The organism is Acinetobacter sp. LMB-5 (assembly GCF_001541635.1).
GTDB lineage: Bacteria > Pseudomonadota > Gammaproteobacteria > Pseudomonadales > Moraxellaceae > Acinetobacter > Acinetobacter pittii.
On record NZ_LRDR01000004.1, the window covers coordinates 151,553 to 172,462 of the forward strand.

A 20,910-nucleotide genomic window follows, 5' to 3' on the forward strand; every position below is an offset into this window, starting at 1 on the left:
AAAAAGTTTTGAGGTCTTCCAACTCTTAACTATATTTAAAATCATTTTTTAATATTTCTTATAAATCTTAGCTAAAAAAAGATATTGCTATGATTAATAAAATAAATTCTATCTTGGCAAAGATTTCAGAATATAAAAAAATTTAATTTAAAAATGAGGAAATAATGTCAAAAACAGCACAAATTAAATTACCAAAACAACTTTGGTATGATGAAAGTATTGATTTAACACGTCATAGCTATCAGGGGAAATTACTAAATAAAAGCGAAGGCTTCAAATTAGGTAAGGCTCAACGTAAAAAAGTTCCACGTGAACAGCTATCAAAGCTTTCTGAACGATCAAAAGGTACAACTGCCTTAACGGTCTATGATTGGAGTAACCAAGGGCGTTTAGAAAAGCTCAAGCCGATTCGTGCAAAACGGATGAGTGTTTCTCCATTTACATTTTATCGTGGCATGCCTTCTTTGATGCTATTTGACCAAGCGTGGGAGCAGGCAAATTCAGGCTTATTTCAACAGATTTGTGGGGATTGTCATTTAAGTAATTTTGGTGGTTTTGCAAGTCCAGAACGTAATTTGTTATTTGGAATTAATGATTTTGACGAAACTTTAGTTGCCCCGTTTGAATGGGATGTAAAGCGTTTAGCAACCAGTTTTGTAATCGCGGCGCGTGATATTCATCTTGCAGAGAAAGTCGGGTTAAAAGCAATTAAAATAATGCTGAGTAGTTATCGTCAGCACTTATTAGAAATTACAGAACTTTCACCACTCCAAGTTTGGTATGAAAAAGTTGATGCCAGTACGTTATTAGAAAATACTGAGTGTCGAAAACTAAGAAAGAAACGCGAGAAGCATCTTGATTCAGCACAGAAAAGAACGGCGTACTCTGTTTTGCCGAAGCTTACCCAGCAAGATCAAGATACAGGATTTCGTCATTTTGTGGATGATGCGCCGTTATTATGGCATCCAAGTGCAAATGAGCCATTTGGTAAAGATGTTGATGTATTCTTTCAACAATACCGTAATTCTTTGAAATATGATCGCCAAGTGCTTTTTGATCGTTATCAACGTACAGATGTAGCTTTGAAAGTGGTGGGTGTCGGAAGTGTTGGTACACGATCAGCGATTGCATTATTTCAGGATGCAGATCGGGAACCGTTAATTTTACAAATGAAAGAAGCGAATCCATCAATTCTTAGCCCGTTATTTATAGACAAGGTAAATCACGAAGGTGAGCGTGTAGTGCATGGTCAGCAGCTTATGCAGGCTGCAAGTGATATATTTCTTGGATTCTCTTCAATATCAAATCAACATTTTCATGTACGTCAGTTACGTGATATGAAAATCTCGGTTGATCTTAGTGACATGGATGATGAGTATTTCTATGAGTATGCCGAAAGTTGTGGTTTAGCCTTAGCTCATGCCCACGCTAAATCTGGAAATGCAGATGTACTTATGGGATATCTTGGCGAAGGTAATACGATAGTAGAAGTATTACAAACGTATGCAGAAGAATATGCAGAACGTAATCTAAATGACTATGACCAATTTATGAATGAAGTTGCAGATGGTAAGATTCAGCTGGCTGGAGATGATGCACTTTAATAATAAGTATGCTGCTACAGATGACAGGAAATAATTCGAAAGGTTAGAGAAAAAATGTTTAGTAAAATTATGTCTGGTTTGGGTCTTCAAGGTGTGACGGTAGAAACTGTTTTACAGAACCCAAGCTTGCAAGCAGGCAGCACATTGCATGGAGAAATTAGCTTTAAAGGCGGATCATCTGATAAAGAGATTAATGGTCTTTATTTGCAATTGGTAACGATGGCAGAAGTCGAATCTGGTGATCATGAGTTTAACCAACCTTTAGTTTTACAAGAGTGGTTAGTGAACTCTCGATTCCTCTTGCCGGCACATCAAGCACATTCTTTCCCTTTTAGTATTCAACTACCATTTGAGACACCGATTACAGAGGTTGCTTGTCGAAGAAATGGTGCACGTGTTTGGATTCAAACCCATATGGATGTTGATTGGGGATTAGATGCAACTGATCGTGATTATCTAAAGGTTCTGCCAACTCCAGCCATGCAAATGTTTCTACAGGCTATGCAGCGATGTGGCTTTGTTTTATCGACAGTAGATGTAGAAAAAGGGCAGCTTACTGCGCGAAATTTTAGATCAACGATTGGTTGTTACCAAGAGCTTGAATTTGTCTCTTCACATATGTTTAGCGGATTTAATGAGGTTGAAGTTTCTTTCGTTGCTGAACCTAACCAAACTCACGTTATGCTTGAAGTAGACCGCCATTTTCGATCAGATCAGCTATTAACGATGACGATTCCACATCATATGCTTGATGAAAACCAAATGGTGCAACAAATTCGAAGCCTCTTAAAGCTTGGATAAATTAAATTCGAGTAGATGCTTAGATGGGAGTCTTTTATGCATCCTGCATCATTTTAATCAACTCCTGCATGGCTCTAGATTGAGTGCGTGCAGGATGCCAAACCATACCTAATTGACGATTCATCTCAACATTTAAATCAAGCTGCTGCATATCCTGATTCAACAGAGTTTTTGGTAAAACTGACCAACCCAAACCAATCGACACCAACATACGAATAGACTCAAGAGGGTTATTGCTCATGGTAATTTTGGGTTTAAGGCCTTGTTTTTCAAACTCAGCCAAAGTGATTTGAGCAGTATAAGTTTGTGCAGCGGGTAATAAGCTTGGATATTCAATTAAATCTTGTAAGGTAAGATTCTTCTTTTGTGCCAGCGGATGAAAAGGGGCAGCAACAAAAACTAAAGGATCATTCCAAATTGTAATGTAGTTAAGACGCTCATCTCCTGAAGGAGGAAGCGTTAAAAATGCTAGTTCTAGATCACCAGCTAATACTTGTTCATGGGCTTGCTCTGAATCAACAAAATGCACATCTAAGGTAACCTGCGGAAATTGCTGAACAAAATGCTTAAGTGGTGCAGGTAAATGATGTAAACCAATATGGTGACTCGTACCGACTTTTAAGCGGCCTTGTACCTGAGTTTGTTCATGGCTAAGCGTATGGTGAATATCACCCAGCTCATTTAACCAGTTTTTAACTTTAGGTAGTAATGAATGTGCAGCATGAGTTGCCTGAACACCTCGGCCTGCAGATTCAAATAGTTTTACGCCAAAATATTCTTCTAAACTGTGAATTCGTTTGGTAACAGCAGGTTGAGTAATAAATAACTGATCTGCTGCCACAGAGATAGACCCTGTTTCCATAACTTTTACAAAAGCTTCAAAGGCTGCAAGATTCATAATACAACTCAACTTGGAATAGAAAAATCGAGGGGCTAAAGTTGCCGAGCCAAAATCGTATCATGCTTGCAGCAAAACGAGTGAGAAAGTTGTGAATTACCGCACTAATCTTAGCCTAAGCCGTTGTTTCTTTTTCAGCTAAGGCTGATATGCGGCGATCTTTAGCAGCCCAAACTTTTTCATGGAAGAAAAAAGCAAAAGCTTGTACGGTTGGTTCAAGCATACTTAATGTTAAAGCCATCCAGATATTACCTGTTACAAAGTATGCGACTAGCATTGCGACAGTAATATGCATAATGTAATAGCTTAAGGTTTTCTTTAAGGTACGTTGATTATTTATAACGAATTTTTGGATATTAGCCATGATCATTCTCTTTAGCCACTTTAGATATTTTTAGTATAGGCATTAGAGTATAAGATTAAAAATTGATTATGCAAATGATAATCATTAACAAAAACGATTTATTAAATTTGATGTACCTTATGGAAATTATAATTTATTCCAAAAAGTTTTCTAATTTATAAAAATGATAAATTAGATTTATGTGAAACTCTGGCTATAATCGAAGAAAGATCAGAATTACCCAGTCCAATGGAGCAAGACGACATGGCAGGCAAAACTTTATATGACAAATTGTGGGATGACCACGTTGTTTCACAGCGTGATGATGGCTCATGTTTACTATACATTGACCGTCATTTATTGCATGAAGTGACAAGTCCACAAGCATTTGAAGGGTTGCAACTTGCGGATCGTCAACCATGGCGTTTAAGTGCAAACGTTGCTACACCGGACCACAATGTTCCAACGTCTAAAAAGGAACGTGACCAAGGCATCGCTGGTATTGAAGATGATACGTCTCGTATTCAAGTTCAAACCTTAGACGACAACTGTAAAGCCTTTAATATTGTTGAATTTAGTATTAATGATATTCGTCAGGGGATTGTGCATGTAGTTGGACCTGAACAGGGCTTAACTTTGCCGGGCATGACGGTGGTATGTGGCGATTCACATACAGCAACTCATGGTGCTTTCGGTTGCTTGGCGCATGGTATTGGAACATCTGAAGTTGAACATGTGTTAGCAACACAATGTTTGATCCAGAAAAAATCTAAAAACATGTTAGTTCGTGTAGATGGCGTATTGGGTAAAGGCGTAACACCAAAAGATGTTGTGTTGGCGATTATCGGTAAAATTGGTACTGCTGGTGGTACAGGCTATGCAATCGAATTCGGCGGCCAAGTTTTCCGTGATATGTCGATTGAAGGGCGTATGACGGTATGTAACATGGCGATTGAAGCAGGTGCTCGTGTCGGTATGGTTGCAGTTGATGACAAAACCATTGAATACGTGAAAGGCCGTAGCTACGCACCAAAAGGCGAGCAATGGGAACAAGCAGTTGCTTACTGGAACACCTTGCATTCAGATGAAGATGCTGTGTTTGATGCTGTAGTTGAGTTAAATGGCGCAGAAATCGAACCACAAGTGTCTTGGGGAACTTCACCAGAAATGGTTATTCCTGTTACTGAAGCTGTGCCAACTTTAGAACAAGCGAAAGATGACGTTCAACGTAATGACTGGACACGTGCTTATCAATATATGGGTTTAAATGCAGGTCAAGCATTAGCTGATATTCAGCTTGATCGTGTGTTTATTGGTTCTTGTACTAACTCACGTATTGAAGACATCCGTGCTGCTGCTGAGGTGGTTAAGGGTCGTAAAGTGGCATCTACCATTAAACAAGCCATGATTGTTCCGGGTTCTGGTTTAGTTAAGCAACAGGCTGAAAAAGAAGGTTTGGATAAAATCTTCTTGGAAGCTGGCTTTGAATGGCGTGAGCCGGGTTGTTCAATGTGTTTAGCAATGAATGCAGACAAGTTACAACCAGGTGAACACTGTGCATCGACGTCTAATCGTAACTTTGAAGGCCGTCAAGGCAATGGTGGTCGTACTCACTTGGTGAGCCCGGCAATGGCGGCAGCGGCTGCAATCGCTGGTCACTTTGTTGATGTTCGTTCATTTTAATTCGGTCTGGAGCAAACCATGAAAGCTTATACAGTTGAACAAGGTATCGTTGCACCATTAGATCGTGCCAATGTTGATACAGATTTAATTATTCCAAAACAGTTTTTAAAGTCGATTAAGCGCACTGGTTTTGGCGACAATTTATTTGATGAGCTTCGTTATTTAGATGAAGGTTATCCAGGACAAGACAATTCAGTACGTCCAAAAAATCCGGATTTCGTTTTAAACCAGCCTCGTTATCAAGGAGCAACTGTTTTAATTGCTCGTACTAACTTTGGTTGTGGTTCAAGCCGTGAGCATGCACCTTGGGCATTAAATGAATATGGATTCCGTACGGTTATTGCACCAAGCTTTGCTGATATTTTCTTTAATAACTGTTTCAAAAATGGCATGTTACCTGTCATTTTGCCTGAAGAAACAGTTGAGCAGTTATTTAAAGAATGTGCTGCTAATGAAGGATATCAATTAACAATTGATTTAGCGGCTCAAGAAGTACGTACGCCAACAGGTGAAGCGTTTAAATTTGAAGTTGATCCATTTCGTAAGCACTGCTTGTTAAATGGATTGGATGATATTGGTTTAACGCTTCAAAATGCGGACGCAATTCGCGCTTATGAAGAAAAAACTAAACAAGTTCGTCCTTGGGTATTCCAAGAGTTGAATTAACCTTTCGGTACATTTTAAACATAGCCATGGCGTAGCGTTCAAACTCTTGCTAACATGCTAAAGCATAAAAACACCTTAGAATTATGCACTAGATGAGGATTGGGCTTGAACAATGAAGAGGAACGTTACTCATAGCTTTTTGTTGAGCCTGTGCGCAATAACACTCAGTGCTTGTCAAAGCACTTACAATGTAGTGGATACTGTCCGCATTAAGCAGGCTGAACAAGAAAATTTGGGGCAGAATGCAGCAATATATTGTTCGGGCGCGAAGAGTTGTGAATTTGAACGACTAAATGATATTACTGTAGTGGATGCGCAAACACGAAGAATTAGTAATCAGGCAATTCATCAAGGGATTGTGAGATTACAAGGTTCAGTGCTTAGCCAAACTAACAGCTTATATTTATCTGTACCTGCTAAACAATATGAAGTGGTGATCCGTTTCTATCCGATCTCTCCGGATCGTGCAGAAACATTTCATGTGATTCACCAGTTTAATGCTAACCATCGCTATACATTTAAAATGTACCGAGACAAATCTAACCGTTCGGGTAGTTTGCTGAATGTTTCTGTACCAGATCCATTATGTGTCGATTTAGAACAAGATGGGCATGTCATTCGCCGTTTTTGTCGACCATTTGATGTTACAACAGGACTAGGTGAATTCCTTGAGCAGAAAAAACTAACACCGCGGTAGTTGTAGCACTGCTTGTCTTTGGAAAATGGAAAAAAGTTCATGTCTAAACAGATTTTAATTTTAGCTGGTGATGGTATTGGTCCTGAAATTGTTGGGGCAGCAGAAAAAGTATTAAATACAGTAAATGAAAAATTTAATTTATCGTTAACTTGGGAACATGGCTTATTAGGCGGCGCGGCAATTGATGCGCATGGTGAACCGTACCCAGCAGTAACAAGTGAACAAGCAAAAAAAGCTGATGCAATTTTATTAGGTGCGGTAGGCGGACCAAAATGGGACACTATTGAGCGCTCTATTCGCCCTGAACGTGGTCTTTTAAAAATTCGTAGTGAACTTAACTTGTTTGCTAACTTGCGCCCAGCGATTTTATATCCGCAATTAGCAGATGCTTCTAGTTTGAAGCCTGAAATTGTTGCTGGCTTAGATATTTTAATTGTTCGTGAATTGACTGGCGGTATCTATTTCGGTCAGCCACGTGGTATCCGTGAACTCGAAAACGGTGAAAAGCAAGGGTATAACACTGACGTTTACTCTGAAAGCGAAATTAAGCGTATTGCAAAAGTAGCTTTTGAACTTGCAGGCTTACGTGGTGGAAAGGTTTGTTCTGTAGATAAAGCTAACGTTTTGGAAGTTACAGAGCTTTGGAAGCAAACAGTTACTGATTTACAGCAAGCAAATTATTCAAATATTCAGCTTTCACATATGTATGTTGATAACGCTGCAATGCAACTTGTACGTGCACCGAAACAGTTTGACGTGATCGTAACGGGTAACTTGTTTGGCGACATCTTATCTGATGAAGCAGCAATGCTTACAGGTTCAATCGGCATGTTGCCATCGGCTTCGTTAGATGAAAATGGCAAAGGTATGTATGAGCCTTGCCATGGTTCTGCACCTGATATCGCGGGTCAAAATGTGGCAAACCCATTAGCAACTATTCTTTCAGTTGCAATGATGCTTCGCTACACATTCCGTGAAGAAGCTGCTGCAAAAGCAATTGAAGATGCAGTAGGTCAAGTGCTTGATCAAGGTTTGCGTACAGCAGATATTATGTCTGAAGGTATGACAAAAGTAGGTACGGCTGAAATGGGTGAGGCTGTTGTAGCTGCTCTTGCTTAAAAGCTTATTATAAAAAAACGCAGCGTTGAGCTGCGTTTTTTTATGCCTATGTTTTAACAGGCTTTACCTTCATATTGAATTGACTCGGCAATGTCATTTTTAAGCTGGAAAATCACTTTGCAATTGAAATTAATATCATAAGAATTGCCGCTCAGATTTCCTGATTGGACAGGAATAGAGCTTCCTCTCATATCAACATTACTCACCATCGGAATAGGAATGCTTAAAGGACGCAAAATCGTATAGATGAGTTGATTGGCGGTTTTTTGCGGTGTATTGGCGACTTGAAAACCAAGACTACGTAGATTGATATCTTGTTGAATGGCCGCCGAGGATTTACCTAAAAAGCCTTTTAAATATTCCTGTAAATCTATGGATTGACGTGGGTGACTAGCACAACCGTTAAGACAAATAATGATGAAAGATAATAAGCCAATTTGGCATTGGGTATATATGTTCATTTTTCTCACTATATAAAATTATATTTATTATTAAAGAACAATAGGTTGTATTTACAAGCTTGTAAAGCAAAAAAGGAGGATTATGATAAATGGAGGGTAAATTTGTCTTTCGATTTATCAATTACATCCGAATCACTTTAATAATAATTTCATAGAAAACTTAAGGAAGAAAAGTATGGGAAAAATAGTTTTTGCTTTTTTATGCAGCTTTGGCATGACTGTGGTCTATGCAGATAACTGTGATAGTGCCCGCAATACTTACGATGATATTTACTGTACAAATAAAATTTATGCGAGTGCTGATGCTGATCTGAATAAGAATTATCAAGCACTGCGAGTAAAGTTAAACACTGCGCAGAAAAATATTCTTAAGAAGTCTCAGCTTGCATGGATACGTCAACGTGACGCCGAGTGTACAGATTCAAATAGGAATAGTGTAGACGTGCAATGTCGTTTACAGACAACGCAAGAAAGAAACCATTGGCTGCAAGAAAGATTGCGTGAATGCCAAACGGTAGGATGTAAAACCAGTCGCTTAAGTGAATAAATAACGCAATAAAAAAGCCACATCATAAAGTGGCTTTTTTGCATTCACTAATTAGCGAGCACGGTACGTAATACGACCTTTAGTTAAGTCATATGGAGTCATTTCGACTTTTACACTGTCGCCAGTAAGAATACGAATATAGTGTTTACGCATTTTACCAGAAATGTGTGCAATAACTTCGTGACCGTTTTCAAGACGTACACGGAACATCGTATTAGGAAGCGTTTCGGTGACAACGCCTTCGAACTCAATGAGTTCCTCTTTATTGGCCATAGCCTACCTGATGATCAAATTGGAAAGGCGCAAATTATAGTCAATTTTTTTAAAAAAAACAAGATAGACACACTTCTGCTAAAGCATCTGGTTAAAGTATGACTAATAAAAAAAGATGTAATTTTTTTCACAAAAGAAGTGTAATTCTGTTGTCAGTTTGGTCAATCAACGCTAATCTAAAATCATAGTTATTAGGGACTGTTAATTGCATAAAGGTCAACAGCCCTAAATATCAATGAAGTATCTACATGGAAGGGCACTGCGTGGGTCAGCTAACAGATGCATCAGTTGTATTACGCTTTGGCTACCAAGCGATTCGTCGTGCGGGTTTGCCAACAGAAGAAATATTAACCAAAGCGGGAGTTGCTTTAAATCAGGTCGATACCAATGCACGTACACCGTTAAGTGCACAGTATGCCTTTTGGACTGCCGCTCAGGAAGTCAGTAAAGATCCAGACATCGGTCTGCATTTAGGTGAACATTTGCCTTTGTATCGAGGGCAGGTGATTGAACATCTATTTATTAGTAGTGAAACCTTTGGTGAAGGATTAAAACGAGCCTTAGCTTATCAACGACTGATTAGTGATGCATTTGATGCAAAACTAGTCGTTGAAGAAGGGCGTTGTTATTTAACCAATGGTGAACAGATTGGTGCTGACAATCTCGTCAATCGTCATTTCTCTGAATGTGCAATTTCGGGCGTGCTTAGATTTTTTAAGTTCATTACTGAAGGACAATTTCATCCTATCTTCATCGATTTTAATTTTAGCGAAGGAGCTTCTGAGGATGAATATTTCCGTGTATTTGGCTGCCCAGTTAGCCTAGGTCAGAAAGAGACACGTTTATATTTTGACCCAGCTATTTTAGATTTCCAGCTTTGGCAAGCAGAGCCTGAGTTATTGCAATTGCATGAGCAGCTCGCAATTGAAAAATTGCAGGAACTGGCCCGTTATGATTTGGTGGGTGAGGTTCGTCGTGCGATTGGTTCGACACTTGAAAGTGGAGAAACAACTTTAGAGACCGTTGCTGCTCAGTTGAATATTACGCCGCGTCGTTTACGTACTCAGCTCAGTGAGGCAAATACCAGTTTTCAACAAATACTTTCTGACTATCGTTGCCGTTTGGCTAAAAAGCTTTTGGCAAATACCAACGAGAGTGTTGAGCGTATTGTATATTTAACTGGTTTCTCTGAACCAAGTACGTTCTATCGTGCATTTAAGCGTTGGACGAATGAAACACCTGTGGAATACCGTAAGCGTAAACAACACCGTTAATTTATTCTATGTCATGACGGAGTCGTGCCATTGAGGCTTTAATAATTGGATTGGCTTTCAGCTAGAGTTACTTTTCTTTCGGGAAAAGTAACCAAAACCATTGTCATACGCAAAACCTGTTAGATAATTATCAATATCTAATGCATCGCAAAAACATATAATTATATATTTAGGGCAGGTTGCGTATGACTTTGTCGCGTATCTTATTTAATGCTTAATTTTGATACTGAGTTTTAAATATTTTAATCTGGTAAGTTTAGCCAATGTGGTCCAAGTGGTGGCTGCGGCAAATCAAACTGTTCAGGATAATTACACTGAATAAAATAAAGGCCATCGGGTGGGGCGGTTACCCCAGCTGCCTTACGATCCTGCGCTGCAAACATTGCATCGATATGATCAATTTCATACATACCTTGACCAATTTCGAGTAAGCAACCGACAATATTACGCACCATATGATGTAAAAAACCATCTGCTTGAATATCTAAAACTAAATAGCGTCCATGTTCAAATAAACGACAATGTTTTACATGTCGAACAGGCTGGTTTGATTGGCATGCTGCTGCGCGGAAAGTTTCAAAGTTATGCGTTCCTTCGAACTTACTAGCAGCTTTAATCATCTTTTGCACGTCTAGCTTTTGGTAAATGTGCGTAACTTGCTTATGTAATAGTGCTGGGCGATGCGGTGCGTTATAGATGATATAGCGGTAACGTCGAGCAGTCGCTTTAAAGCGGGCATGAAAATTTTCATCCATCAGTTTAATCCACTGAATGGAAATATCTTTAGGTAGTTGACTATTTGCCCCTCTTAACCACCCCGTTTCTGGACGAATAGCGTTCGTGTCAAAGTGCGCCACCATATTTGTTGCATGTACTCCCGCATCAGTACGACCCGCACCGTGAAGTGCAATGGGCTCATCTGCAATTTTACTCAGTACACGCTCGATCGTTTCCTGAACGCTGGCAACGCCTGGCTGTTGTGTTTGCCAACCTCGGTATTGAACTCCGCTAAATTCAATACCGACTGCATAACGTTGCATGGCTTTACCTCTGTTTAATGCAAATTTTCGTTCCAATGGCTGAGCCATTGTTCTGGGGTTGGGTATTTTAAATAGATTTGAAGTGCTTTTGCATAGAGATCTGCATGGCTATGTGCATCACTGATGACAATTTTTGCAGTTTTGGCCCATGCACTAATCGCATAACGTTGATCAATACCACCGAATGTTACCTGAGTGGTAAGAATCGGAACACAGCCACGTGTGTAAAGCTCATCTAATGTTGCAAGTAATTCTTGGTTTACTGCAATATTGCCAGTACCAAAACCTTGTAACACTAAAAAGTGTGGTGGGGCTGAAAGTAAGTGGCGTAATTGTTGTACTAAGTGCTGTGTTGCAATGGGTTGCATCATCCAGTTTAAAATCTGGAAGGAAGCAGCTCGTTCAATTTGGGCATCTTGTACGATCAATTCATTTTGCTGAGGCGTAAACTCAGCTTCACTACTTAACCCTGAAAATGCATCGAGTTCAGTCGTATGCGTTTTTAATGCAGTCTGCGCGTGGAATACTTGATGGTGGAATGCGAGATAAGCACCCACAGGTAAAGCAATCACTTGTTCTAGTGCAAGATATAAGTTCTCAATTGCATCAGTAAATTCACGGGTATTATCGCCTTGAATATTGAGTAGCGGATATTGACTACCGGTAATCACAATATGACAGCTTTGGCCTAAAAAGCGGGCTAGGGTTGCAGCCGCGTAACTGAGCGTGTCTGTACCATGAATAACAACGAAATGCTGATAACCTTCAAGTTGTAGTTGTTGTATACGTTGAATCAGGCGTAACCAATCAGGTGCCGTGCATGCACTGCTATCAACAATATTGGGTGCAGCAAAGCAGTCAACTGTTAAGTGTGGGGGAATCACTTTTTCAAGTTGAGGCAAGAATTGCTCATAAGGCATAGGAGCTAGAGGTTCACCAATGCAACCAAAAGTACCACCCATATAAAATAAGGCTATTTTTTTCATATTTTTGCAGGCATAAAAAAGCAGTCATCTCTGACTGCTTATGGTAAATCGAACAGTTCTAAGAAGCTATGCGATTAAGTAAGTTTTTCGCGCGTTGTTGTTGTTCTGTGTTGAATTTTTGCTCATTGCTTGCCAATAAGGCTTGAGCTGCTGGGTAGGCTCCTAACTTGATGTATTGCTCAGCTAGTTTTAAATCAAGTTCATTTTCATCTAACTGTTTTAATTCTGGAAAAGCTTCTACAAGGGGATCTTTAGTTTGATCTGGGGTAGTTTCTTCGCCTACTAGGTCTACAAGGTTTTGAGTTTCAATCTCTGGTGCTGTAACTAATACAGGCTCGTCTAGCGAAAACTCAAGAGGTGCTATTGAATTCGACTCTAATGGAGCTTGTTCTACGAGTTGAAGCTCATCTAATGATGAGATCTGTTCATTAGGTTTTACTTCTGGATTTTCATGGGTTAATTCAAGATTAAAATCCAAAGCATTGGTGTTCTCTTGAGCTGCTGGTGCCGCTACTGTCTGGTTTTTTTCCTCAGATTCATGCAGAGGTGCCAAGTCAAAAGAAAACTCTAGGTCAGTTAGCTCATTTGTTTGTTGAGATGGCGATAACTCTGATTTCTGTGTTGGTTGGCTGGTACTTTCGGTAGTCGTGGTTTGCTCAAATGAAAAGTTAAACTCTAAAGGTTCAACTTCAACAGCAGGTTCTTGCTTTACAGGGGTATAGTCTTGCTGCAATTCATCAAAAGAAGTTTCAGAAGAACTTGTTGTTAATTGGTCAAACTGAGCTGTTGCATCAGATATATTTTTTGGCTCTTGGTATGTTTGAGCGTGAGGGAAATCGATCGCATCTGGTTGTCTTGATGACTCATATTCTTTTTGTCTGGCTTCTGCTTGAATGGCTATTTCATTGAGCGCTAAGCTACGAATATGGCTAATCAGTTGAGTTATTGCAAACTCATCTTTTTGTGCAATATGAATCTCAAGTAGCAATAAATAAAGTTCGTGTTGCGTATTATCTTTTTTTAGCGCTTGATTGACTTGAGCTTCAGCGGCTGAGAATTGTTTTTCTTGAATAAGTAGCTGAATCTTCTGACGAACAGTGTCTGGAACAGGACTGCTTTGTGGAGTAGAGGGAATAGATTCTTCAACTACATTTACTTTAGTTTTTTCACGCGAGTTTTTACTTGGTTTAGAGTTCGCTTTTTTATTGGTTTTTCTATTTATTGTTTTAGGGGAATTCGACTCTTGCTTCTGGCTATTTTCGCGTTTTTTTAAAATGACAGCGACCACGAGCAATATGATGAATGGAATCACATATAACATTACTTTCCCCTTAAAAAATAAATATTTGCAATATAAAGCGAGCTGACTCTGGTTTTAACTTAATGCTTTTGCTTATGAGTCTGTTGCTGTGCTTGTAACTGCTGTTGTAACTCTGCCAAACGTGCATTCAGAAGTTGAATACGTTGGTCTTTTAAACGTAAAGTTTGATTTAGTTTGGTTACATTCCTTTGTAATGTAACGGTTTTTTCTCTTGTTGTCATAACTTTTACTGCTAACTCAGTATTGTTTTGACTTTGTTGTGTGCTCTTTTTAGCACTTCCATGCGTAGTATTTTGACTGTTTTCAGCCACAATACTCATTTCGGCTTGTTGTAAACGGTATTTTGCTTTGCCAGAAGTTGATTTTGCAGTATGTGCGATATCTGTTTTTGACTTGTTTTGCTGAGGTTTAGCAGCAGGAGAGTGAGCTAGGTTAAGTGCGATTCCCTGACGCAAACGATTTACATCACCTTGAATAAAAGCATGTCGGTTTTGTGTTTGAATATCATGCATGACTTTCGCAACAGGTTGTTTTGTTTTCGCGGCAATACGATTAGCAATGCTCCATAAAGACTCATTTCGCTGTACCACATATTTACCTGATGATGTTGGTCCTTTGTAGGAACGTAACGATTGTTTCTTCGCAGGATTTTGGTTAAGCGCTTTTTGAGGTACAGATTTCTTTTGCGCTGTTAAATTTTTGACCGGAGTTTTTGGTGAATTATTTGTAGGTGTCTTAGCGCTGGTTGGTTTAATTTCTGTCTGATCTGGGGTAGTAGCTGCTGTAACTTGTTGAGCAAGTTGAGTAGAAGAATTTGCACTAAGTGTATTGGATGAATTTGTGTTTATTGCTGGAGCTGTTCCAACGTTAATATTAAGACTGTGTTCACCATTCGAATTATTTGTAGTTGAGGCCGAAGTTGGTGATGCATATCGAGTACTTTCTGGCAGATTTAGAGCAATGTCTTTTTCATTGACAATAAACTGAGGTGACAAAGTACTTTCGTTATTTTCAGTCTTTTTTATAGAAGAAGGCTTAATTACGGTTTTGATATGCTGCAAACGTGTGGCAGAACCTTCACTAATTTTTACTACAATATTTAGTTCAGGATCAATCACAGGGCGAGATGAGGTAATCACAATAACCCCTGAGCCTTGACCGTTTTGGCGTGTATAAAAATTAAGATTTCCGGGCGGCTGATGAGTTACGCCTAAAGCGCTTAAATCTTCAGGAGTCGCTAGACTTACTTGTAGAGTAGCGTTGGGGTCAGCTTGTTGAAAATTCATTTCGGCATATAACAAATCGCCAGGTGCGGACTGAATTTGTATAGGGTCTAATGTAATCGCATAAATAGAAGGCGAAGACATAATGGTGAAAATGGCAATTTTTAATTTGTTATAAACAGTCATCTCAATCCATGACCTAATAAGTCGTAAAGTCATTCAAAATTATACAATAATGAAATGTAAATAAATTGTAAAATTTTCACAAACCAGTTACGAAAAAGCCGATCTAATGTGATCGGCTTTTTATTTTGACTGAATAATTCAAATCAAACTATGAGCTTTTGTATTCAACTAAAATACGTAACATGCGACGTAAAGGCTCTGCAGCACCCCAAAGTAACTGATCACCCACTGTAAATGCACCCAGATATTCTTTACCCATGTTGAGTTTACGTAGACGACCTACAGGCACAGTTAAAGTACCAGTTACAGCAACAGGTGTAAGGTCAGTCATAGACGCTTCACGAGTGTTTGGTACAACTTTCGCCCATTGGCTTGAAGTACGAATCATATCTTCGATTTCATCAAGCGGCACATCTTTTTTCAACTTGATAGTAAGCGCCTGAGAGTGGCAACGCATCGCACCAATACGGACACAGTGGCCGTCGATAGGAACAATTTGTGAGTTACCCAAGATCTTGTTGGTTTCAACCTGACCTTTCCACTCTTCTTTTGACTGACCGCTTTCGAGCTGTTTATCAATATAAGGAATTAATGAACCAGCTAATGGCACACCAAAGTTAGCAGATGGGAAACCTTCACCACGTTGTAACTCGGCAACTTGACGATCAATATCCAAAATTGCAGATTTAGGATCATCTAACAATGTTTTAGTATTGTTGTATAAGTAGCCCATACCAGTTAGTAGCTCACGCATGTTTTGTGCGCCAGCGCCTGATGCTGCTTGATAAGTCATAGCAGTCATCCACTCCACCAAATTGTTTTGGAAAAGTGAACCTACACCCATTAACATAAGCGATACTGTACAGTTACCGCCTACGAAAGTTTTGGTGCCGTTAACCAAGCCGTCTTTAATAACGTTAAGGTTTACTGGGTCAAGAACGATGATCGCATCATCTGACATACGTAAAGTAGAGGCTGCATCAATCCAGTAGCCATCCCAACCAGTCGCTTTTAACTGTGGGAAAACTTCAGACGTATAGTCACCACCTTGACAGGTAATAATGACATCCATTTGCTTCAGACTATTAATGTCTGTAGCTTCCATAAGTGCTGGGGCAGTCTTACCACCAAATGAAGGAGCTTCACCACCTGCATTACTGGTAGAGAAATAAAATGGCTCAATATGAGCAAAATCATTCTCTTCAACCATACGTTGCATAAGGACGGAACCGACCATCCCGCGCCAACCGACCAGACCTACTTTCATGTCATTTTGCCTCGGTGCGTTAAAATTGTTAGGGGGAGTTGAGTGTATCAAAAGTGTCCACAACTGCAAGCGTTACAGAAACAAAACACCATCTTTATTGAGTAGAATATCTTGTTTATGTTACATACAAAATTGATAAAGATGACAAAAACTTTAAAAAACAAATCATCTTAAAAGAGAAAATTCAATGATTTATATCGAAGTTCTAGCTGGTCTGGTGATTTGGTTAAGTTTCTGGTCACTTATTCCCCGCGATGAGTGGTGGTTTCGTGGTGCCGACTTTCCTCGGTTGCAGATTCTATTTGTTGGTCTTTTAGCTTTTATAGGAATGCTGTTTTGGCCCGACGAATGGAATCTTTGGCGTGAAGTAGTGCTGGCTGCGCTCATTGCTGCCATTGCCTATCAGCTTAAAATGATTTTGCCCTATACCTTGTTTTGGAAAAAACAGGTTAAACAGGTGAAAAAGTCTCAATTAGATCCACAAAAGCAGATTTCATTAATCGTATCGAATGTCCTTACTCCTAATGATAAGTATCATTTATTGCTTGAACAGATCAGGACATTAAAACCAGATTTACTACTTACATTAGAAAGCGATGCGACATGGGAAAATGCTTTAAGGGAGATCGAAGGTGACTATCCTTATCGTGTTCCTGTACCTTTAGATAATCTCTACGGCATGCATTTATATAGCCGTCTACCTTTATCAAATACTGAAGTTAAATTTATTCTCAGTGATGAAATTCCCTCCATTCATACAACTGTGACTTTACGGTCTGGTATGCCAGTTCAACTCTATTGTTTGCATCCGAAGCCACCTAGTCCAACTGAGGCGAAGGATTCGACTTTACGCGATGCTGAACTTTTAATTGTGGGCGACCAAATTAAAGATCTAGATGAAAGCTGTATTGTGATGGGTGATTTAAACGATGTAGCGTGGTCACGTACTACACGGTTATTTCAACGAATTAGTGGATTACTGGATCCGCGTGTTGGGCGACATTTTATTAATACTTTTCATGCGGACTATCCTTTATTGCGCTGGTCTTTAGACCATATTTTCCATAGTACAGATTTCGGTTTAGTGAAGATGCAGCGTTTACCTCATATCGGATCTGATCATTTTCCTGTCTATGTGGTTTTGCAGACTGGTCGAATATTTGAGCATATTCAAGAGGAATTGGAACAAACTCAAGATGATGAAGAAGAGGCACAAAGAGCTATCCAAGAAGGAATTGCAAAGGCTGAAGCTGAAGAAAAAGTAGTAACTGATAAAATTGCACAGCCTTATAAATAAAAAGAATATAAAAAGTGATGTAAGCAATATCGTACAAAGATTTGAGTCTAGGGCGAATAGGCATAGGGTTCTAAAAACCTTATTCTACATTCATCGGCACACGGAACCGGGAATGGATAATCCCACGTAAGGATACATAAAGCTGATATGGAATAGCATCACGGATCAGATGTTGGAACGGAAACGATAAAAATAATTATTAACCTGAAAGCACAACCTCATTTACCCGAGTTTTGCAGGACGCAGAACTCGGGTTGATATTTTTATATACCTTATTAAATTTATTGTAAATCAAATAAATATTTCCAAGATTATCTTATTTTTAAAATCTATTTAATTCGCGTTAAGCCTTCATAAATTTTCATGTACATGTGCGCAATTTTTAATGAAAAAAGATACAAAATTTTTTTTATCTAAGTTTTTGTTTTTATAGATTATTGATGAATAAATATAGGCTTTAATTTATTTAAAGATAAATTGGGGTTGTTTAATTAATAAATCTCAATAGAATGTGCCGATCGTTGACATGTTGGATCGTCAACAGGCATTGTTTTTTACTTCGCCGGATCGGCGGGTTGTGATTTGTTTGTACATTTAAATTTCTGTTTGGAAATTACTGTACATGTTGAGGTTTCACTCTTAGTTAGTGTTCTTCTCCCTCTCATATTTGATACTTTGCGGTGCATAAGGATTGTCTTATGAAGAATTTTAAATTTAGCCTTGCTTGGCAAATTTTAATTGCTTTAATCCTAGGGATAGTTGTCGGGGCTGTTTTACATAACCAGCCTGAAATCAGAGACAGTATTGTGAATAATGTTCTTACCCCACTTGGTAAGATCTTTATTAGCCTGATTAAAATGATTGTTATTCCAATCGTTTTCTCTACCTTGATTTTAGGTATTGCAGGTGTTGGCAGTACGAAAAGTTTAGGGCGACTTGGTTTTAAAACCATTCTCTATTTTGAAATTATTACGACTATTGCTATTTTGGTTGGCTTGGTTGCAGCAAATATTTTCCACCCAGGCTCAGGCATTGATATGTCTCAGTTGGTGCAGTCGGATATTTCTCAATATAAGCATACAACTGAAGAAGTTCAGTCTCAGTCACATGGTTTAATTCAAACAATATTATCGCTTATCCCAACGAACATTATTAGTTCAATGGCGCATGGCGAAATGTTACCTGTGATTTTCTTTGCTGTGCTATTTGGTATTGGTTTATCTTCTTTACCAGCAACCACTAAAGACCCATTGTTAAATGTGTTTCATGCAGTTTCAGAAACGATGTTCCGCGTAACGCACATCATCATGAAATATGCACCAGTGGGTGTATTTGGTTTAATCGCTGTAACTGTTGCAAACTTCGGTTTTGCTTCACTCATTCCATTAGGTAAATTAGTTGTATTAGTTTACGGTGCAATCTTCTTCTTTGCATTTGTTGTGCTTGGTTTGACTGCAAAAATGTTTGGAATCAATATTTTTATCTTATTTAAGATTTTAAAAGATGAATTGATTTTGGCATTTTCAACGGCAAGCTCGGAAACAGTATTACCGCGTATTATGCAAAAAATGGAAGCTTACGGTGCGCCAAAAGCAATTTCCAGCTTTGTGATTCCAACTGGTTATTCATTTAACCTTGATGGTTCTACGCTTTACCAAAGTATCGCTGCAATCTTTATTGCACAGCTTTACGGTATTGAAATGTCAATCAGCCAACAAGTTATTTTGGTTGTAACATTAATGATTACTTCTAAGGGTATTGCTGGTGTTCCTGGCGTATCATTTGTTGTGTTATTAGCGACATTAGGTAGTGTTGGTATTCCTGTAGAAGGCTTAGCATTTATTGCTGGTGTTGACCGTATTATGGATATGGCTCGTACTGCGTTGAACGTTGTTGGTAACGCACTTGCTGTACTTGTAATCAGTAAATGGGAAAAACAATACGACTCTGAAAAAGCTGCCGCTTATGAAGCAACATTTAAATAAGATGGCTTTCTTTTAGTTGTAAAAAACCCGCGAATATTGCGGGTTTTTTATTGGGTTATTTCAAAACGCGTTGGTATAGTTCTAGTGTTTGATCACACATATCTTTTAAGCTAAACATAGTGACAGGAGCAACGATTTGAGGTTGTTCAATATGATTTTTTACAGTCTCGATTAAGGCTTTTTCATTTTCTGCTTCAACAAGACCTTGGGGGTATACATTCGATAAAATCTCGGCAACACCGCCACGGTTCCAGCCAATGACTGGTGTACCCACTGAAAGCGCTTCTAAGGCTGTTCTACCGAATGTTTCTGCTTGATTGGATAGAGAGAGCACAATATCGCTAAAAGCGAGCCATTCCCGAATATCTGAGCGATGTCCTACGAAGGTAATTTTATCTGTGAGTCCTTTGCTTTGAATGGTACTTTGTAATTCACTTAAGTAGGCTTGCTTTTTGGCATCAGCACCGCCGACAACAACCACATGTAGCTGAGGATACTGCGTCTGAAGTTGCTGCATCAGTTCAATTAAACTTTCATGCCCCTTTAAGCGTGTAATACGACCAGGTAAGCAAAGTAAAAACTTATTTTCAAGCTCAGGAAAGTCATTAAAAACTTGGTTAAACCACTGTGCTGAGGGCTGGTAATTATGTGGAAAAGCGGCAGGGTCAATGCCCCGATAAATTCGCACAATATCTTGCGGTGGACAGTTTTTATAATGGTCAGTGATATATTTAACCACGCTGTCAGAAACAGCAATCACTTTTTCAGCTTGAGTCATAATCGCACTATAACGATTAACTGAATAGAAACCATGTACAGTGCTAATGAGGTGAGGGCGTTTGTTTGCAGGTATTTTTCTTAAGGCAAAGTGAGTAAGCCAAGCTGGTACACGAGAGCGCACATGAACAATATCAGGTTGATGCTGTTCAATCAGCCGGCGTAAAGGACGAATTTGCCACAAGCTTGAAAGTGATTTTTTATGAATAGGCAGCGTTAAGTGAATAGAACCTTCAGCTTCAAGTTGAGACACTAATCGTCCGCCATTAGACACAACCAGAGATTGATGGCCCTGTGCAACAAGTGCACGTGCAATTTCTAGTGTGCCGCGTTCTACGCCACCGCTATTAAGTTCTGGGAGAAGTTGCATCACTTTCATTGTTTTTTGCCTTATACATTCATAAAAGATGGACCATCTATAGATACATCATTTCAAACTAAATCATTATCCGGAATTTACTA

20 protein-coding genes are annotated in these 20,910 nt (G+C 39.0%); 10 read left to right on the forward strand and 10 right to left on the reverse strand.

Going from position 1 to position 20,910, the window contains the following annotated elements; translation table 11 throughout:
• Positions 1-164: 164 nt before the first annotated feature.
• Positions 165-1,604 carry a DUF2252 domain-containing protein gene (locus tag AW165_RS05930; RefSeq protein WP_060465233.1) on the forward strand — a complete coding sequence of 480 codons (1,440 nt, stop codon included), beginning with the start codon at positions 165-167 and terminating at the stop codon, positions 1,602-1,604.
• A 54-nt stretch (positions 1,605-1,658) separates the two neighbouring features.
• The gene (locus AW165_RS05935) at positions 1,659-2,405 is read left to right on the forward strand and encodes a sporulation protein (RefSeq protein ID WP_002115100.1); all 747 of its coding nucleotides are present in this window, start codon (positions 1,659-1,661) and stop codon (positions 2,403-2,405) included.
• A gap of 34 nt (positions 2,406-2,439) precedes the next feature.
• On the opposite strand, the gene AW165_RS05940 is transcribed toward AW165_RS05935, so the two are convergent.
• Both AW165_RS05940 and AW165_RS05945 read right to left on the reverse strand, forming a co-directional pair.
• Positions 2,440-3,303 carry a LysR family transcriptional regulator gene (locus AW165_RS05940; protein WP_005066023.1) on the reverse strand — a complete coding sequence of 288 codons (864 nt, stop codon included), beginning with the start codon at positions 3,301-3,303 and terminating at the stop codon, positions 2,440-2,442.
• A gap of 115 nt (positions 3,304-3,418) precedes the next feature.
• Entirely contained in the window at positions 3,419-3,673 is a 255-nt protein-coding gene (locus tag AW165_RS05945; protein ID WP_005804193.1) for a DUF2061 domain-containing protein, read from the reverse strand.
• A gap of 237 nt (positions 3,674-3,910) precedes the next feature.
• Between AW165_RS05945 and leuC the strand changes: the two genes are divergently transcribed.
• The 4 genes from leuC to leuB all read left to right on the forward strand — a co-directional run bounded on the left by leuC (position 3,911) and on the right by leuB (position 7,811).
• Entirely contained in the window at positions 3,911-5,329 is a 1,419-nt protein-coding gene (gene leuC, locus AW165_RS05950; protein ID WP_002115007.1) for a 3-isopropylmalate dehydratase large subunit, read from the forward strand.
• Between the two features lie 18 nt (positions 5,330-5,347).
• Positions 5,348-5,995: a 3-isopropylmalate dehydratase small subunit gene (gene leuD, locus AW165_RS05955; RefSeq protein ID WP_002114814.1), complete on the forward strand. Its 648-nt coding sequence runs from the start codon at positions 5,348-5,350 to the stop codon at positions 5,993-5,995.
• Positions 5,996-6,107: 112 nt separating this feature from the next.
• On the forward strand, positions 6,108-6,692 hold the full coding sequence (locus AW165_RS05960; protein WP_005066026.1) for a hypothetical protein: 585 nt from the start codon (positions 6,108-6,110) through the stop codon (positions 6,690-6,692).
• Positions 6,693-6,731: 39 nt separating this feature from the next.
• Positions 6,732-7,811 carry a 3-isopropylmalate dehydrogenase gene (gene leuB, locus AW165_RS05965; protein WP_002114882.1) on the forward strand — a complete coding sequence of 360 codons (1,080 nt, stop codon included), beginning with the start codon at positions 6,732-6,734 and terminating at the stop codon, positions 7,809-7,811.
• A gap of 53 nt (positions 7,812-7,864) precedes the next feature.
• Here the strand turns inward: leuB and AW165_RS05970 are convergent, their stop codons facing one another.
• Complete coding sequence (locus tag AW165_RS05970) at positions 7,865-8,272, reverse strand: hypothetical protein (protein ID WP_060465234.1); 408 nt, start codon at positions 8,270-8,272, stop codon at positions 7,865-7,867.
• 175 nt (positions 8,273-8,447) lie between these two features.
• On the opposite strand from AW165_RS05970, the gene AW165_RS05975 reads away from it, so the two are divergent.
• Positions 8,448-8,819: a lysozyme inhibitor LprI family protein gene (locus AW165_RS05975; RefSeq protein ID WP_060465235.1), complete on the forward strand. Its 372-nt coding sequence runs from the start codon at positions 8,448-8,450 to the stop codon at positions 8,817-8,819.
• A 51-nt stretch (positions 8,820-8,870) separates the two neighbouring features.
• Here AW165_RS05975 and infA read toward each other — a convergent pair whose 3' ends face one another.
• Positions 8,871-9,092, reverse strand: coding sequence for a translation initiation factor IF-1 (infA, locus tag AW165_RS05980; RefSeq protein WP_001284370.1), 222 nt, complete (start codon positions 9,090-9,092; stop codon positions 8,871-8,873).
• A gap of 263 nt (positions 9,093-9,355) precedes the next feature.
• Between infA and AW165_RS05985 the strand changes: the two genes are divergently transcribed.
• Positions 9,356-10,366, forward strand: a complete 1,011-nt coding sequence (locus AW165_RS05985) for an AraC family transcriptional regulator (protein ID WP_005066032.1) — start codon at positions 9,356-9,358, stop codon at positions 10,364-10,366.
• A gap of 242 nt (positions 10,367-10,608) precedes the next feature.
• Here AW165_RS05985 and truA read toward each other — a convergent pair whose 3' ends face one another.
• The 5 genes from truA to asd all read right to left on the reverse strand — a co-directional run bounded on the left by truA (position 10,609) and on the right by asd (position 16,389).
• Positions 10,609-11,406 (reverse strand): tRNA pseudouridine(38-40) synthase TruA, encoded by a 798-nt coding sequence (gene truA, locus AW165_RS05990; protein ID WP_017385691.1) that lies wholly within the window; start codon positions 11,404-11,406, stop codon positions 10,609-10,611.
• Between the two features lie 14 nt (positions 11,407-11,420).
• The gene (locus AW165_RS05995; RefSeq protein ID WP_060465236.1) at positions 11,421-12,392 is read right to left on the reverse strand and encodes an asparaginase; all 972 of its coding nucleotides are present in this window, start codon (positions 12,390-12,392) and stop codon (positions 11,421-11,423) included.
• 58 nt (positions 12,393-12,450) lie between these two features.
• Complete coding sequence (locus AW165_RS06000) at positions 12,451-13,713, reverse strand: hypothetical protein (RefSeq protein WP_060465237.1); 1,263 nt, start codon at positions 13,711-13,713, stop codon at positions 12,451-12,453.
• Between the two features lie 59 nt (positions 13,714-13,772).
• The gene (locus tag AW165_RS06005) at positions 13,773-15,122 is read right to left on the reverse strand and encodes a FimV family protein (protein ID WP_060465238.1); all 1,350 of its coding nucleotides are present in this window, start codon (positions 15,120-15,122) and stop codon (positions 13,773-13,775) included.
• Between the two features lie 148 nt (positions 15,123-15,270).
• Complete coding sequence (gene asd, locus AW165_RS06010) at positions 15,271-16,389, reverse strand: aspartate-semialdehyde dehydrogenase (protein WP_005066045.1); 1,119 nt, start codon at positions 16,387-16,389, stop codon at positions 15,271-15,273.
• 187 nt (positions 16,390-16,576) lie between these two features.
• Between asd and AW165_RS06015 the strand changes: the two genes are divergently transcribed.
• Both AW165_RS06015 and gltP read left to right on the forward strand, forming a co-directional pair.
• Positions 16,577-17,686 (forward strand): endonuclease/exonuclease/phosphatase family protein, encoded by a 1,110-nt coding sequence (locus tag AW165_RS06015; protein ID WP_060465239.1) that lies wholly within the window; start codon positions 16,577-16,579, stop codon positions 17,684-17,686.
• 698 nt (positions 17,687-18,384) lie between these two features.
• Positions 18,385-19,671 carry a glutamate/aspartate:proton symporter GltP gene (gene gltP / locus AW165_RS06020; protein WP_060465240.1) on the forward strand — a complete coding sequence of 429 codons (1,287 nt, stop codon included), beginning with the start codon at positions 18,385-18,387 and terminating at the stop codon, positions 19,669-19,671.
• 55 nt (positions 19,672-19,726) lie between these two features.
• Here gltP and AW165_RS06025 read toward each other — a convergent pair whose 3' ends face one another.
• Positions 19,727-20,827, reverse strand: a complete 1,101-nt coding sequence (locus AW165_RS06025) for a glycosyltransferase family 4 protein (RefSeq protein ID WP_014208294.1) — start codon at positions 20,825-20,827, stop codon at positions 19,727-19,729.
• Positions 20,828-20,910: the final 83 nt, after the last annotated feature.

Bases quoted from the DNA above. Each gene is read 5' to 3' on its own strand.
- AW165_RS05970 (WP_060465234.1), bottom strand. From the start codon at position 8,272: ATGAACATATATACCCAATGCCAAATTGGCTTATTATCTTTCATCATT.
- leuB (WP_002114882.1), top strand. From the start codon at position 6,732: ATGTCTAAACAGATTTTAATTTTAGCTGGTGATGGTATTGGTCCTGAA.
- infA (WP_001284370.1), bottom strand. From the start codon at position 9,092: ATGGCCAATAAAGAGGAACTCATTGAGTTCGAAGGCGTTGTCACCGAA.
- AW165_RS05930 (WP_060465233.1), top strand. From the start codon at position 165: ATGTCAAAAACAGCACAAATTAAATTACCAAAACAACTTTGGTATGAT.
- AW165_RS05940 (WP_005066023.1), bottom strand. From the start codon at position 3,303: ATGAATCTTGCAGCCTTTGAAGCTTTTGTAAAAGTTATGGAAACAGGG.
- leuC (WP_002115007.1), top strand. From the start codon at position 3,911: ATGGCAGGCAAAACTTTATATGACAAATTGTGGGATGACCACGTTGTT.
- AW165_RS06005 (WP_060465238.1), bottom strand. From the start codon at position 15,122: ATGACTGTTTATAACAAATTAAAAATTGCCATTTTCACCATTATGTCT.
- AW165_RS06015 (WP_060465239.1), top strand. From the start codon at position 16,577: ATGATTTATATCGAAGTTCTAGCTGGTCTGGTGATTTGGTTAAGTTTC.
- AW165_RS05975 (WP_060465235.1), top strand. From the start codon at position 8,448: ATGGGAAAAATAGTTTTTGCTTTTTTATGCAGCTTTGGCATGACTGTG.
- leuD (WP_002114814.1), top strand. From the start codon at position 5,348: ATGAAAGCTTATACAGTTGAACAAGGTATCGTTGCACCATTAGATCGT.
- AW165_RS05945 (WP_005804193.1), bottom strand. From the start codon at position 3,673: ATGATCATGGCTAATATCCAAAAATTCGTTATAAATAATCAACGTACC.
- AW165_RS06025 (WP_014208294.1), bottom strand. From the start codon at position 20,827: ATGAAAGTGATGCAACTTCTCCCAGAACTTAATAGCGGTGGCGTAGAA.
- AW165_RS06000 (WP_060465237.1), bottom strand. From the start codon at position 13,713: ATGTTATATGTGATTCCATTCATCATATTGCTCGTGGTCGCTGTCATT.
- AW165_RS05960 (WP_005066026.1), top strand. From the start codon at position 6,108: ATGAAGAGGAACGTTACTCATAGCTTTTTGTTGAGCCTGTGCGCAATA.
- AW165_RS05995 (WP_060465236.1), bottom strand. From the start codon at position 12,392: ATGAAAAAAATAGCCTTATTTTATATGGGTGGTACTTTTGGTTGCATT.
- gltP (WP_060465240.1), top strand. From the start codon at position 18,385: ATGAAGAATTTTAAATTTAGCCTTGCTTGGCAAATTTTAATTGCTTTA.
- asd (WP_005066045.1), bottom strand. From the start codon at position 16,389: ATGAAAGTAGGTCTGGTCGGTTGGCGCGGGATGGTCGGTTCCGTCCTT.
- truA (WP_017385691.1), bottom strand. From the start codon at position 11,406: ATGCAACGTTATGCAGTCGGTATTGAATTTAGCGGAGTTCAATACCGA.
- AW165_RS05935 (WP_002115100.1), top strand. From the start codon at position 1,659: ATGTTTAGTAAAATTATGTCTGGTTTGGGTCTTCAAGGTGTGACGGTA.